11 protein-coding genes are annotated in these 13671 nt (G+C 63.9%); 5 read left to right on the top strand and 6 right to left on the bottom strand.

The genetic code is table 11. The features are described 5' to 3' along the window. Nucleotides 1–182: 182 nt before the first annotated feature. Nucleotides 183–2897: an aconitate hydratase AcnA gene (gene acnA, locus B8V81_RS15100; RefSeq protein ID WP_028597860.1), complete on the bottom strand. Its 2715-nt coding sequence runs from the start codon at nt 2895–2897 to the stop codon at nt 183–185. A gap of 369 nt (nt 2898–3266) precedes the next feature. Between acnA and B8V81_RS15105 the strand changes: the two genes are divergently transcribed. Further along, nucleotides 3267–4469, top strand: a complete 1203-nt coding sequence (locus tag B8V81_RS15105; RefSeq protein ID WP_280522977.1) for an AI-2E family transporter — start codon at nt 3267–3269, stop codon at nt 4467–4469. A 77-nt stretch (nt 4470–4546) separates the two neighbouring features. Here the strand turns inward: B8V81_RS15105 and B8V81_RS15110 are convergent, their stop codons facing one another. Continuing rightward, nucleotides 4547–4894, bottom strand: a complete 348-nt coding sequence (locus tag B8V81_RS15110) for a hypothetical protein (protein ID WP_028597861.1) — start codon at nt 4892–4894, stop codon at nt 4547–4549. A gap of 171 nt (nt 4895–5065) precedes the next feature. On the opposite strand from B8V81_RS15110, the gene B8V81_RS15115 reads away from it, so the two are divergent. Continuing rightward, nucleotides 5066–6742 (top strand): ATP-binding protein, encoded by a 1677-nt coding sequence (locus B8V81_RS15115; protein ID WP_052333013.1) that lies wholly within the window; start codon nt 5066–5068, stop codon nt 6740–6742. A 91-nt stretch (nt 6743–6833) separates the two neighbouring features. Here the strand turns inward: B8V81_RS15115 and B8V81_RS15120 are convergent, their stop codons facing one another. Next, nucleotides 6834–7691, bottom strand: a complete 858-nt coding sequence (locus B8V81_RS15120) for a sugar phosphate isomerase/epimerase family protein (RefSeq protein WP_028597862.1) — start codon at nt 7689–7691, stop codon at nt 6834–6836. Next, the gene (locus tag B8V81_RS15125) at nt 7688–8746 is read right to left on the bottom strand and encodes a Gfo/Idh/MocA family protein (protein WP_028597863.1); all 1059 of its coding nucleotides are present in this window, start codon (nt 8744–8746) and stop codon (nt 7688–7690) included. The genes B8V81_RS15120 and B8V81_RS15125 overlap by 4 nt, the downstream gene beginning before the upstream one ends. Before the next feature lie 146 nt (nt 8747–8892). Here B8V81_RS15125 and B8V81_RS15130 point away from each other — a divergent pair, with 146 nt between their 5' ends. Continuing rightward, nucleotides 8893–9801, top strand: coding sequence for an AraC family transcriptional regulator (locus B8V81_RS15130; protein ID WP_052333014.1), 909 nt, complete (start codon nt 8893–8895; stop codon nt 9799–9801). A 62-nt stretch (nt 9802–9863) separates the two neighbouring features. Here the strand turns inward: B8V81_RS15130 and B8V81_RS15135 are convergent, their stop codons facing one another. Next, on the bottom strand, nt 9864–10553 hold the full coding sequence (locus B8V81_RS15135; protein WP_101808655.1) for an AIM24 family protein: 690 nt from the start codon (nt 10551–10553) through the stop codon (nt 9864–9866). Beyond that, complete coding sequence (locus B8V81_RS15140) at nt 10550–11053, bottom strand: SH3 domain-containing protein (RefSeq protein WP_028597865.1); 504 nt, start codon at nt 11051–11053, stop codon at nt 10550–10552. The genes B8V81_RS15135 and B8V81_RS15140 overlap by 4 nt, the downstream gene beginning before the upstream one ends. A 264-nt stretch (nt 11054–11317) precedes the next feature. On the opposite strand from B8V81_RS15140, the gene B8V81_RS15145 reads away from it, so the two are divergent. Then, nucleotides 11318–12391, top strand: a complete 1074-nt coding sequence (locus tag B8V81_RS15145; protein WP_043111001.1) for a lactonase family protein — start codon at nt 11318–11320, stop codon at nt 12389–12391. A 39-nt stretch (nt 12392–12430) separates the two neighbouring features. Continuing rightward, on the top strand, nt 12431–13666 hold the full coding sequence (locus B8V81_RS15150) for an MFS transporter (RefSeq protein ID WP_028597867.1): 1236 nt from the start codon (nt 12431–12433) through the stop codon (nt 13664–13666). The last annotated feature ends 5 nt before the right edge of the window (nt 13667–13671 follow it).

Consider the following 13671-nt stretch of genomic DNA (forward strand, 5'->3'; position numbering starts at 1 on the left):
GAGAAGGGGTGAAGTTCAATGGGAGCAGAGGAAATTCGATCGAAGGAGGATGTCTTGGCGATGTTGGACGCTCTGCTGCAGGAGCGCTCGTCGTTCAGCTGGGACCATTTCTACTCGGATCGGGAGCGGAATACAAAAAAAGCGCCGGAAGCGGATGCTTCCGGCGCGGAAAGGGAAAAATCTTACTTCTGCTCGCTCAGCATCTGGCGCAGAACGGTCTGCAGGATGCCGCCGTTGCGGTAGTAGTCGACCTCCACGAGGGAGTCCAGACGTACCGTAACCTGGAACTGGAAGCTGCTGCCGTCTTCGCGGGTCGCGGTGACGGTCACTTGGTCGCCAGGCTTCACGTCGTTCGTGAGGCCTTCGATGTCGAAGGTCTCGCGGCCGGTGATGCCGAGCGTCTTCCAGCCTTGGCCTTCTTGGAAGCAGAGCGGCAGGACGCCCATGCCGACGAGGTTCGCGCGGTGGATCCGCTCGAAGCTCTCGGTGATGACGGCCTTCACGCCGAGCAGGAACGTGCCCTTGGCGGCCCAGTCGCGGGAGCTGCCGGTGCCGTATTCCTTGCCGCCGATGACGATCAGGTTCGTCTTGTCGGCCTGGTACTTCATCGAGGCTTCGTAGACGGACGTCACTTCGTCGGTCGGCAGGTAGGTCGTGAAGCTGCCCTCGGTGCCCGGAGCGACCTGGTTGCGGATGCGGATGTTCGCGAACGTACCGCGCACCATGACCTCATGATGGCCGCGACGGGAGCCGTAGGAGTTGAAGTCCTTCTTCTCGACGCCGTGCTCCAGGAGGTACTTGCCGCCCGGATAGTCGGCGCGGATGCTGCCGGCCGGGGAGATGTGGTCCGTCGTGACGGAATCGCCCATCAGGAGCAGCGTCTTGGCATGCTTGATGTCCGCGACGTCGCGGATGCCGTCCGCCAGGTTCTCGAAGAACGGCGGGTTGGCAATGTAGGTGGAGTCCTCATCCCACTCGTACAGCTCGCCTTCCGGCACCGGAATCTGGTTCCAGCGCTCGTTATGCGTGTAGACGTTGTCGTACTTGTCGCGGAACATCTGAGGCGTGATCGCCGAGCTGGCGGCATTGGCGATCTCCTCGGAGGAAGGCCAGATGTCGCGCAGGTAGACCGGCTCGCCTTGCTGATCGTGGCCGATCGGCTCGTTCGCGAAGTCGATGTTGACCGTGCCGGCCAGAGCATAGGCGACGACGAGCGGCGGGGACGCCAGGTAGTTCGCCTTGATCTGGGCATGGATGCGGCCCTCGAAGTTCCGGTTGCCGGACAGGACGGCCGCGACGGTCATGTCGTTGTCGGCGATCGCCTGGCTGACATCCTCCGGCAGCGGACCGGAGTTGCCGATGCACGTCGCGCAGCCGTAGCCGGCTACATGGAATCCGAGCTGCTCGAGGTACGGCAGCAGTCCAGCCTTCACGAGGTAGTCGGTGACGACGAGCGAGCCTGGCGTCAGCGAGCTTTTTACGTACTCCGGCTTCACGAGGCCTTTCTCGACGGCCTTTTTGGCGACGAGGCCGGCGCCGAGCATGACGCTCGGGTTGGACGTGTTCGTGCAGCTCGTGATGGCGGCGAGCACGACGGCGCCCGTTCCCATCTTGCTCACTTTGCCGTTCGCATGCTTGATCTCGACGACTTCCTCGATCTTGGCGTCGGACAGGCCGTAGCCGCCCTTGTCGACCGGCGTGCGCACGGTGCTGTTCCAAGCTTCCTTCATGGCGGTCAGCTCGATGCGGTCCTGCGGACGCTTCGGACCGGCCAGGGAAGGCACGATCGTGGACAGGTCAAGCTCGATGACGTCGGTGAACGTCGGGTCCGGCGTATCGTCGGTGCGGAACATGCCTTGCGCCTTGTAGTACGCTTCGACGAGCTCGATCTGCTCCTCGGTGCGGCCCGTCTGGCGGAGGAAGTTCAGCGTGATCGCATCGACCGGGAAGAAGCCGACCGTCGCGCCGTACTCCGGAGCCATGTTGGCGACCGTCGCGCGGTCCGGCAGGCTGATGTTGGACAGGCCGGGGCCGAAGAACTCGACGAACTTGCCGACGACGCCGCGCTTGCGGAGAATCTCGGTGACGGTCAGCGCCAGGTCGGTCGCGGTCGCGCCCTCGGCGAGCATGCCTGTCAGCTTGAAGCCGATGACTTCAGGCGCGACGAAGTAGAGCGGCTGGCCGAGCATGCCGGCTTCCGCCTCGATGCCGCCGACGCCCCAGCCGACGACGCCAAGGCCGTTGATCATCGTCGTGTGGGAGTCGGTGCCGACGAGGGAGTCCGGGAAGACGACGGTCTCGCCGTCAATGACCTTGGTCGCGGCTACAGAGGCGAGATACTCCAGGTTGACCTGGTGGACGATGCCCGTATCCGGCGGCACGGCCCGGAAGTTGTCGAACGCGGTCTGCGCCCAGCGGAAGAACTTGTAGCGCTCGGCGTTGCGCTCGAACTCGATGCGCTGGTTGATCTCAAGCGCGTCCGGCGAGCCGAACGCGTCGACCATGACGGAGTGGTCGATGACGAGGTCGACCGGCACGAGCGGATTGATCTTTTTCGGATCTCCGCCGTTTTTCTTGACGGTCTCGCGCATGGCGGCCAGGTCGACGACGACCGGCACGCCGGTCAGATCCTGCAGCACGATGCGGGCGGGGATGAACGGGATTTCCTTGTCCTCGCGCTTCTGAGCCCAGTTCATGAGCTGCGAGACGTGGTCGGCGGTAATGCCGCGTCCGTCGAACTGGCGGATGGCGCCCTCGAGCAGGACTTTAATGGAGACAGGCAGCTTGGAGATGGATCCGTGTCCCTTCTCTTCCAGGCCTTCCAGGCGGTAGTACGTGTACGACTTGCCGCCGACTTCCAGCGTGGAACGGACAGAATACTGGTTCTGCAATGGCATCAGGCTTATGCTCCCCTCAGGCGGATTTGCAATTGATGAAACGAAAGTGTGGCTGCGGGAGCGTCGGGTGGGCGACTCCAGGCAGGCGTGAAACGCGGCCGGCCGGACATGACGAAGCGCCGGGGGGCGGAACTTCCGGCAAACAGGCATCGGTCAGGCATGGTTTCACACAGTAAAACTTCATTTCAAAAACCGCTTTAACCTTATTATAAACGGAACGGTGCGGATTCGTAAAGGGATGAAAGCTGAATCCAGAAGGCTTTCCCACCCGTATAAGAGCGTCATGGCCCGCTTAGTATTTGCAGTCGCAGGGCCGGATGATTATGATGTGGGGAACAGCAATACTTGGCATAATTGGAGGGAAGCCTTTTGGACCAAATCCAGCAGGAGCGCCAGGAAGAAGCGCGCTTCAACCGATTCCGCACCTTTTTCATCAACAACAAGTTCGTCCTGTTTCTGCTCGTCCTGCTTCTGGTCAGCATCAACGTCTACGTCCTGGCGCATATCACGTTCATCTTCGCTCCGCTGATCGTCCTGGTGAAGACGGTGCTGCTGCCGCTCCTGCTGGCCGGAGTCGCCTATTATCTGCTCAATCCGCTCGTCGACTGGATGGAAAAGAGAGGCATGAAGCGAGGCTGGATCATCGCGGCGCTCTACGTCATCATCCTCGGCCTGCTGACGCTGCTCGTCACGATCGTCGTTCCCGTCGTCCGGGAGCAGATCCAAGGACTGATCGACAACGTGCCTGCCTATACGAAGTACGTGCAGGACACGTTCGCGCGCTATCTCGGCAACGATACCGTGACGGAGCTTCAACGGGAGTTCAACTTTGATCCGCAGCAGCTCGCCCGGGAGGTGTCCCAGCGCGCCGGCTCGATCGTACAGACGACGCTGACCAACATCGGCGGCTTCCTCGGCACCGTGACGGAGTTCGTGCTCGCGCTCGTGACGCTGCCGTTCATCCTGTTTTACATGCTGAGGGACGGCCGCAGGCTGCCGGAGTTCATCCTCAAGCTGCTGCCGACGGGGCTGCGTCCGGAAACGCGCCGCGTGCTGAGCGAGTCCAATGACCAGATCAGCTCGTACATCCGCGGCCAGATCATCGTCAGCATCTGCATCGGCTGCCTGCTGTACGTCGGCTATCTCGTCATCGGGCTCGAGTACTCGCTCATCCTCGCTATCGTCGCCGCGTGCACGGCGGTCGTGCCGTACATCGGGCCGGCGATCGCGATCACGCCTGCGCTCGTCGTAGCGGCGTTCACCTCGCCGATCATGCTGCTCAAGATGATCGCCGTCTGGACGATCGTGCAGCTGATCGAGGGCAAGTTCATCTCGCCGCAGGTGATGGGCAAGTCGCTCAAGATCCATCCGATCACGATCATCTTCGTCATCCTGACGTCGGGCAAGCTGTTCGGCTTCCTCGGCATCATCCTGGCCGTGCCCGGCTATGCCGTGCTCAAGGTGTTCGTCACGCATCTGTTCCGCTGGTTCATGGTCAACTCCAAGCTGTACGGACCCGAGCCGGAGTACAAGATTCTAGGCGTCAAGCGCGATAGCGACCTGCTGCCGTGACGGCATGAAAAAAGACGCTCCGCCTGAATAGGCGGAACGTCTTTTTCTCATTCGCGCGGCCAGCGGCGGCGAGGCCGCTATTGCGCGGTAGGGCTATGCAGGCGGCTCAAATGGCTGCGCAGCAGGTAGGCTTTCCAGCGCGAGATCGGCACCCGCTTCGCCTCAGGGCCCTTGCTGCCGAAGTAGATCGTGTTGTCGACGATGTCGCTGATGAGGGAGGTATTGACGTAGCAGTCAGAGCTGAGCGGGTAAAAGGAGCCGCTCCGAAGGCGGCCGATCTGGTCGGCAGACAGTTTCTTTTTTATGTTGTAGTTGCTGCCGTGGAAGCTGACGAGGCCCGAGCTGCCGAGCCTGTAGTACAGAATGTCCGTTTCGACATCAAAGTCCTCGTAAACGTTGCGGTCCTTTAATGGCACGTTTTCCATTCCGTTTCCCCCTTGCAAATGCTGATTTATTGATAACGCTTACATATCATAGCACAGCGCGGCTTTTTTGGGAAGCGGGAGAACGGCTCCTTTCGCGTCCGCCGTAGGATTTCGCGCCCGGCTCTGGTATAATGGACTAATCCTTAACGTTATAAAGAAAGCCGGTGAAGAATGAGCAGAGAGCATCTAGCGATCGAGACGTTCAATGAGGCCGCCGATCACATTCTCGATCTGCTGTCACGGCTTCTTCAGCTGAATACGCTGTTTATCGCCGTCAACGACGGCAGCACGAACCATATTATCCGGGCGTTCAACCGCGGCGAGCGGCTCGTCGAGGCCGGCACCCTGCTGCCGCTCCCCGAAGCCTACTGCAGCCTCGTTCCCAACCGCCGCGGCGGACTCGTCGTCATCCCGAGCACGCGCAGCCATGCGTCCGCCTCCGCGATGGCGGTCACGGACGCGCTCGGCGACCGCTCGTTCGTCGGCGTGCCGATCCGGCTCGCCGACGGCACGCTCTACGGAACCCTCTGCGCGATGGACGAACCGGGCTACCCGGTCAGCAGCTGGGAGCTTCGCACGCTGAATTCGATGTCCGTCTTTTTATCCTATACGATCGATCTCGAGCGCGAGCATGAGCGCGAGCGGCGTCGCGGCGAGCGGCAGAAGCTGCGCAGGCAGCAGGCGGAGCTGCGGCTCAAGCGGCTGAGGGAGCGGCATCGCACCGCCCAGGCCAAGCTGGCTCAGAGCTCCGATCTGCTGGCCATGCTCAGCCACGAGATCCGCAATTCGCTCAACGGCACGATCGGCATGACCGATCTCATGCAGCAGAGCGGCACGACCGAGGAGCAGGACGTCTACCTCCGCTTCATGGAGGACAGCAACCGCAATCTGCTGCAGCTTCTCGACAACATCCTCGACTACAGCAAGCTGAACGAAGGCGAGGTGAGCCTGGAGGCGTTTCCGATCGATCTGCTGTCGGTCGTCGAGGACAGCGTCTTCCTGTTCGCTTCCCAGGCGCTCGCGAAGCGGCTCGAGCTGCTGATCGACGCGGAGGAGGAGCTGCCTCTCCTGTACGGAGACGCGGGCAAGATCCGCCAGGTGCTCCTCAATCTGCTCAGCAACGCGGTCAAGTTCACGGAGACGGGCAGCATCACGGTCCAGATCCGGTCGCAGCGCCTTCCTCAGCAGCCGGGCCGGCTGCGCGTAAGCCTGTCCGTCTCGGACACGGGCAGCGGCATGACGGAGGAGGAGCTGGAGCAGCTGTTCCACAAGTACAGCCGTCCGCATGAGGGCAAGCGGAAGCAGGAGGTCGGCACCGGGCTCGGCCTGTACATCTCCCGGCAGCTTGCGGAGCGGATGGAGGGCAGCCTGCGCGCGTCGAGCGTACCGGGCCGAGGCAGCGTCTTCACGTTCGAGATGATGCTCCGCGCGGAGCCGACGCCGCTCGTCCAGCTGAACCATGCGCCTGTCGCAGGGAAGAGGGCGCTGCTGCTCGACGGCAGCGAGGAGCTGCGGAGAATCGTCGGCAAGCAGCTGGAGCAATGGGGCGTAGCCGTAACCGGCTGCGCCGAGCCGGAGGAAGCGATGCGGGCGCTGGCCGCGGAGGGACGCTTCGACGTGCTGCTGGCTGACGAGAGCTTCGCCTCGTCGCAGGCGATGACGAGCCTCGTGGAGCGGGCCTCGGATTGCGGCCTTCCGCTCGTGCTGATGGCGCCGCTCGGCGGAGCGAGGCCGGCGGCGTCGGGACTGGAGCCGCGCACGATGCTGGTCAAGCCGATCCGGCGCTTCTTTCTGATCCATGCGCTTACGACTGCCTTCGAAGAAGGCGCCGCTGCGCGCTCGACCTGATTTTTCCTCCAAAAAAGGCTTTCCCGCATCCGGCGTCTCCAGCCGGATTGGGGAAAGCCTTTTTGACGATCGGACGGGCGGCCTCGCTGCTTCAGCAGGCGTCCCAGAGCCGGCGCACGTTCGCCATGCCGACCCGGGAGCCGAAGCGGCAGTCCTCCAGCCCTTCGAACTCGACGGAGATGTAGCCGTCGAAGCCGGAGGCCTTGATGGCGCGGATCGCCTCGGGCATGTCGATGTCGCCCTGGCCGACGATCGCGCCGCGCAGGAAATTGCCGGAGGCGGTCGGGAACCAGCCCTCGCCCGGAGGACGATGGGAAGGACGAAGATAGAAATCCTTCACATGCACGACCGAGGCGATCGGCAGGTTTTTCAGGACGGCCGAGACGGAATCCTCGTCGGCGCACATGAAGTTGCCGACATCGAGCGTCGTGCGGAAGTTCGGCCGGTCCACCGCAGAGACGAGCGCCTGCACGCGGTCGCTCGCCTGGATGAAGTAGCCGTGGTTCTCGACGCTCGTCGTGATGCCGGCGGCCGCAGCGTAGTCGGCGATCTCGCGGCAGGCGTCCGCCAGGCGCGGCAGCGAGCGGTTGAAGTTCTGGATCGAGCGGTCGTCGTCGCTCGCCACGTCATGCCGCATGAAGCGCGCGCCGAGCGCATGGGCGATGTCGACCTCGCGCTTGACGCGGTCGATCTCGGCGCGCAGCGCCTCGTCGGCCAGCCCCTGGAAGTTCGCGCCGACCGCATAGTTGGATATGTCGAGCCCGCGCGCTGCCGCATGCCGGGCGATCTGCCGGACGAGCTCCGGGCTGCCGACCAGATCGTAGCCGAGCGGCACGATCTCGACATGCTCGCCGCCGTTATCGGCGATGAAGTCGATCGCGTCCAGCACGGTCATCTCGCCCTTTTGCAAGGCGCCGTACAGGCTGTAGGTGCTGAGGCCGAGCTTCATGGGAACGTCACCTCGGCTCCCTTGGCGGCGGACTCGTAGATCGCGTCCAGAATCTTCATGACCTCGACGCCGTCCTCGATCGGACTGATCGGAGCCCGGCCGGTCATGACGCTGTCGACGAAGTGGTCGATCTCGCTCTGGAACGCGAGGTTCATCTGCATGCCCTTGCTGTCGGTCTGCGGATAGGCGTTGAGGATCGTATCATGCTTCTCGGTCACCATCACGACCTCGGGATCGATCTCGAAGCCGCCTTTCGTGCCGAACAGCTTGACGATGCCCTCGTCCTTGGAGGCGTGCAGCGAGAAGCTGACATCGACAAGCAGCGAGGCGCCGTTGTCGAAGCGGATGAGCGCGTTCGCCATGTCCTCGACGTCGTTCAGCTCGGCGTTGTAGTCGGCCGCCTTGTAGCGCGACAAATATTTGACGCTGTCGCGGTTGCCGAGCTTGCTGTAGGCATTGGCGCTGACGGAGCGCACCTTGGGGCGTCCCATCATGTACCAGCACAGGTCGATGACATGCACGCCGATGTCGATGACGGGCCCGCCGCCGGAGCGGGAGCGGTCGGAGAACCATCCGCCCGGGTTGCCCATGCGGCGGATGTAGGACGCCTTGGCGAAGTACAGCTCGCCGAACTCGCCGCCGTCGACGAACGAGCGGAGCATGAGCGCGTTCGGATCGTAGCGCCGCACGAAGCCGACCATCAGCGTCTTGCCCGACTTGCGGACGGCTTCCTGCACGGCATAGGCTTCCTCGAGCTTGCGGGAAAGCGGCTTTTCGACGAGCACATGCTTGCCGGCCTCAAGCGCCGCGATGCTGATCTCCGCATGCGTGTCGTTCCAGGTGCAGATGCTGACCGCGTCGATCTCGGGATCGGCGAGCAGCTCCTTGTAGTCGGAGAACGCTTTGGCCGCGCCGTACTTGTCCGCCGCCGCCTGGGCGCGCTCGCGGTTCAGGTCGCATACGGCGACAAGCTCGCAGCTCGGATTGGCCGCGTACGATTTGAGGTGGAACTCGGATATCGATCCCGCCCCGATGACGCCGATTCGGATGCTCATGCTTGCCTCACTCCTCGTTTGCTTGGTAACCTTGATATACGGAAAGTATAGCGGCGCGCGCGGCGGTTCGGCATGGGCGATCATGCGGACTATTTGGACAAATGTGCGGCGGCGCGGGAGCAACGGGAAGGAGCCGGTAGAAGATTATGGAACGTCCGCTGTCCCTGTTGGAGCCGATGAGCATGCCGGATCCCCGCTTTCCGGTCAAGCTCGGCAAGATGAAGGCGGCCGGGAAGGGAGCGACCTTGTTTCCGGCCCATTGGCACAACCATATCGAGGTGCTGCATTTCCTCTCCGGGCACGCGCGGGTGGAGGTCAACCATGTGCCGTTCGACGCCGGCCCCGGCGATGTGATGGTGTTCAACAGCAACGACATCCATATGGGACTGCTGAGCTCGGATGCGGTGGAGTACGACATCCTCATCGCCGATCTTGCGCTGCTGCAGAGCCAGTCCCCGGACGCCGCGGAGACGAAGTACATTACGCCGATGGCGCAGAACCGCATCCTGTTCTGCAACCGGATCAGCGGCGACGCGGGCCTGGCCGCGATTCTGGACCGGCTGGCGGAGGAGTTCCGCGAGCGCCAGCCCGGCTTCGAGCTGTCGGTCAAGTCGCAGCTGTACGCCATGCTGACGCTGCTGCTGCGGGGTTATGTGGAGCTGCGCCTGAGCGAGCAGGAGTCGTCGGCCCGGCTGCGCAATCTCGCGCGGTTCGAGCCGATCTTCGACTATATCGAGACGCACTATACAGAAGACATCACAGTGGAGGAGCTGGCTGCCAGAGCTTCGCTCAGCCGCTATCATTTCAGCCGGCTGTTCCGCCAGCTGACGGGACGGACGGTGACGGACTACGTGAACCGGATCCGCATCAACAAGTCCGAGTATCTGCTGCGCAGCAGCGAAAAGACGATCGCCGAAATCGCGATGGCCGCCGGCTACAACGACTTGAGCTACTTCAGCCGCATCTTCCGGCGCTACCGGGGCTACGCTCCGTCGGAGGCGAGAAGCCGCGGCGCGGCGGAGGCGCCGGCAGACTTGGATCCGCTGGCCCGCTAGAGCCGGGGAGGATGCGGACGAGGTGTTGAAAAGGAAAAACCCCCGTACGGGGGTTTTTCTCGTTATTTGATGTAGACGCCACCGAACGGCAGCAGCTCGCGCAGCGTGCGGCGGATGAAGCCGCCTTTGTCCAGCAGCTCGGGCAGCGCGCGGTCGAACGAGCCGGTCTGGATGAGCGCGGAGCCGGTCCCGCGCAGCTCCCACTGCACGTTCATGTGCTGCGAGGCCAGCGGATTGCCGTAGACGGAGAGCCGGATGCTCGCGGACTCGGGAAAGGCGACGAGCGCGGAGGCGTCGATGAACAGCGGCTGCTCCTCGTCAAGATCGATTCGGGCGAGGCCGCCTGCGGTCAGGATGCCGATGGAGCCGGGACCGCTGAAGCGCATGCGGGTCAGCTCCTTCGTGATCCAGGCGGTCTTGAGCTTCTGGATGCGCGGCTTCAGCGCCATGCCGTCGCTGTAGAATATCACATGCCGGAAGTCGAACAGCAGATCGCTGCCAGCCGGGATGGCGACCGTCTCCAGGCCGAATCCGGGAGGCAGGCCGAGCAGCAGCTCGCTTTGCCCGCGCAGCAGGGAGCGGATCCATTTGCGCTTGCGGTAGATGCCGCCCGCGTCCATGATGCGGTCTTCGCGGCCGCGCCCCGCTCCCCGATACGCGAGGATCGCATTTGGATGCAGCACATGCAGCGCTTCGCCGGCCTCCAGCTCGACCCGCACATAGCCTTGGGGAGGCGGCGCGGTCGTCTTCATGAAGCGGCCCCTCCGCCGCTGCGGCTCTGCGCGCGATAAGCCCGGTAGCGCCAGATGCGGACGGCCGCGATGTAGCCGAGAAACGCCGAGGAGAGGACGAGCACGGTCCAGGCGATGCCTCTCTTGATGGCGGCGCTTCGCTCCGCGGCCTGATGGAGCTCCGCCTCGAGCGCGGCATTCCGCTCCTGCAGCCGCCCGTTCTGCTCCTGGTAGGCTTCGTTCTGCCGCATCAGCTCCTGCTGGCGCTGCTCGAGCTCGGCCTGCTTCCGCGAGTAGTCCTCCTGCAGCTTCCGCTGCTGCTCCTCCAGGCGCCCGACCGATTCGCTATACTGCTTCTGCAGCTCCTCGACCTTGGCCGGAGTGTCGTAGATCTCCTTGATGTTGCTCCAGATGCCGGCGTGCGCGTGCGGCAGCGGCGCGGCCAGGACGACGATGGCGGCCGCGGCCGCCGTCAGCGCCGCGCGGCGGCATGTCCGGATGATGTCGACACGATTCCTCATGCTTCGCCTCCCCTCCTATTCCCCGGGAAATACCTGCTCTACAAGTATATCAATTGTGTACCCTTTCTGTAAGAGATTGGCGCAGCAAGTCGAATGGTCGCCTGCGGCAGAGACGCGCGCGCTGCGGGCGAGCTTGGCCGCGGATGCGGGGGGAAGCCCGGCCCTGGCCTCCGAAAACGGTCGCTGGACGAATTGTAGGAATGGGTAGATTATGGTATGGTCACAAAAAATAGACCCCGGGACGGGGGAAAAGAGGCGACTCGTTTGGCTAACAACAGCGGCATCTTTTATATCGGCGCCTATGGAGAGGCGGCGGAGCCGACCATCTACGGCTGCCGGCTCGACGAAGAGAGCGGCAGGCTGGCTGTATTCCAGCGGCTGGCCGGCGTCGAGCAGGCCTCCTTTCTGGCGGCGCATCCGAATGGAAGCATCCTGTACGCCTGCAGCGAGGTCGGCAAGACGCGCGGCAAGCCGGGCGGCTCCGTGCATGAGCTCGCGATCGACGGCGCCACCGGCGAGCTCGAGGCGCTCGGCAGCCAGCTGACGCACGGCGAGCATCCTTGCTATGTCAGCGTCTCTCCGGAGGGAGCCTCGCTCTATGCGGCCAACTACAGCGGCGGCAACGCGGCTGTGTTCCCGCTCTCGTCAGCCGGGCGGCTGGAGGAGCCGGCATCGGCCGTGATCGAGAATCCGGGCGAGCTCGGCCCGATGACGAGCCGCCAGGACAAGGCCCATGCGCACAGCATCGGACCGATTCCGGGCACGCCGTTCGTTTATGTCGCCGATCTGGGCACGGATACGGTCTACATCCACCGGCGCTCGGTCGACGGACGCTCGCTGCTGCGGACATCGGCGCTGCGCGTCGAGCCGGGCTCCGGACCGCGCCATGCGGCGGCTCGCGAAGGCTCACCCTACATGTACATCATCGGCGAGCTGGACTCCCATGTGACCGTCGCGAGGCTCGGCGAGGACGGCTCGCTGGAGCCGGTGCAGCGCCTGTCCGCCCTGCCGGAAGGCTTCGCCGGGGAAAGCTGGGCGGCGGACATCCATCTGTCGGCGGACGGCCGCTTCCTGTACGTGTCCAACCGCGGCCATGACAGCATCGCCGTGTTCGAGGCGGATGCGGCGGACGGCACGCTGCGGCTGATCCAGCATGAATCGACCGGCGGCAGCTACCCGCGGAACTTCGCGCTTTCGCCGGACGGGGGCTGGCTGCTTGCCGCCAATCAGAACAGCGGCAGCGTGAACGTGCTGCGCCGCGATCCGCAGACGGGCCTGCTGCAAGGGACGGATTCCGTTCTGAGCCTGCCGTCTCCGGTCTGCATCCGTTTTCTGTAGCTATTCATTTTCAAGTTCAACCGAAAGGAAGTCCTGTCCATGTCCGCTTCGCAAACGGCCCGGATCGGCGCGGCGCGCACCGGAACCGTCTATGCGATCCTCATCGCCATCAGCGTGGTCCATATGCTCAACGACTCGATGCAGTCGGTCATCCCCGCGCTGTTCCCGATCTTCCAGGATACGCTGCACATCAGCTACACCCAGATCGGGTGGCTGACCTTCACGCTGCAGATGACCTCCTCGGTCATGCAGCCCGTCGTCGGCCTGTTCTCGGACCGCCGGCCGTCCCCTTGGCTGCTCGTCGGCGGCATGATCATGAGCATGATCGGCATCGCCGGGCTGGCCTACGCGCCGAGCTTCGGGTGGCTCGTGTTCTTCATCCTGTTCGTCGGGCTCGGCTCGGCCGTGTTCCACCCGGAGGGCTCGCGGGTCGTCTACTTCGCGGCCGGCAGCCGCCGCGGCTTCGCCCAGTCGATCTACCAGGTCGGCGGCAACTTCGGCCAGTCGCTCGCGCCGCTCATGACGATTCTGATCTTCATCCCGCTCGGCCAGCAAGGCGCGATCTGGGGCACGCTGCTCGCCGTGGCGGGCATTCTCGTCCTGCTCAAGGTCGTGCCATGGTACAGCCGTCAGCTGGCGGAGCACGGCAAGCCGGTCAAGAAAGCCGCCGTGCCGCGCGGCGAGCTGTCGGCTGACGCGCGCAAGCGGAAAAAGCTCGTCGCGCTGGCGCTGGCGCTGCTCATTACGCTCGTTTTCGCGCGCTCGTGGTACGGGGCGGCGATCGGCACGTTTTATCAATTCTACCTCATCCACGACTACGGCCTCACCAAGCAGGCGGCGCAGGTGCCGGTGTTCCTGTTCATGATCTTCGGCGTCGTCGGCACCTTTTTCGGCGGGATTGTCTCGGATAAAATCGGAGCGAAGCGCATGATGCTGCTGTCGCTGCTAGGAGCGGCCCCGTTCGCGCTGCTGCTGCCGCATCTGCCGCTGATCGCGATGTATCCGTTCGCCGCGCTGCTCGGCCTCGTGCTGCAGTCCGGCTTTTCCGTCAGCGTCGTGTATGCGCAGGAGCTTCTGCCGGGACGCGTCGGCATGGCTTCGGGCCTGATCACGGGACTCGCCTTCGGCATGGGCGCGCTCGGCGCCGTCGTGCTCGGCCGGCTGGGCGACCTGTACGGCCTGCAGAGCATGATGTTTTGGACCAGCGTGCTGCCGCTTGCCGGCGTGCTCGCGGTGTTCATGCCCGGCGGCGGCAAGCCGCAGAAAGCGGGCTGAGCCAA

This window comes from Paenibacillus pasadenensis (genome assembly GCF_002864175.1).
Classification (GTDB): Bacteria; Bacillota; Bacilli; order Paenibacillales; family Paenibacillaceae; genus Paenibacillus_O; species Paenibacillus_O pasadenensis.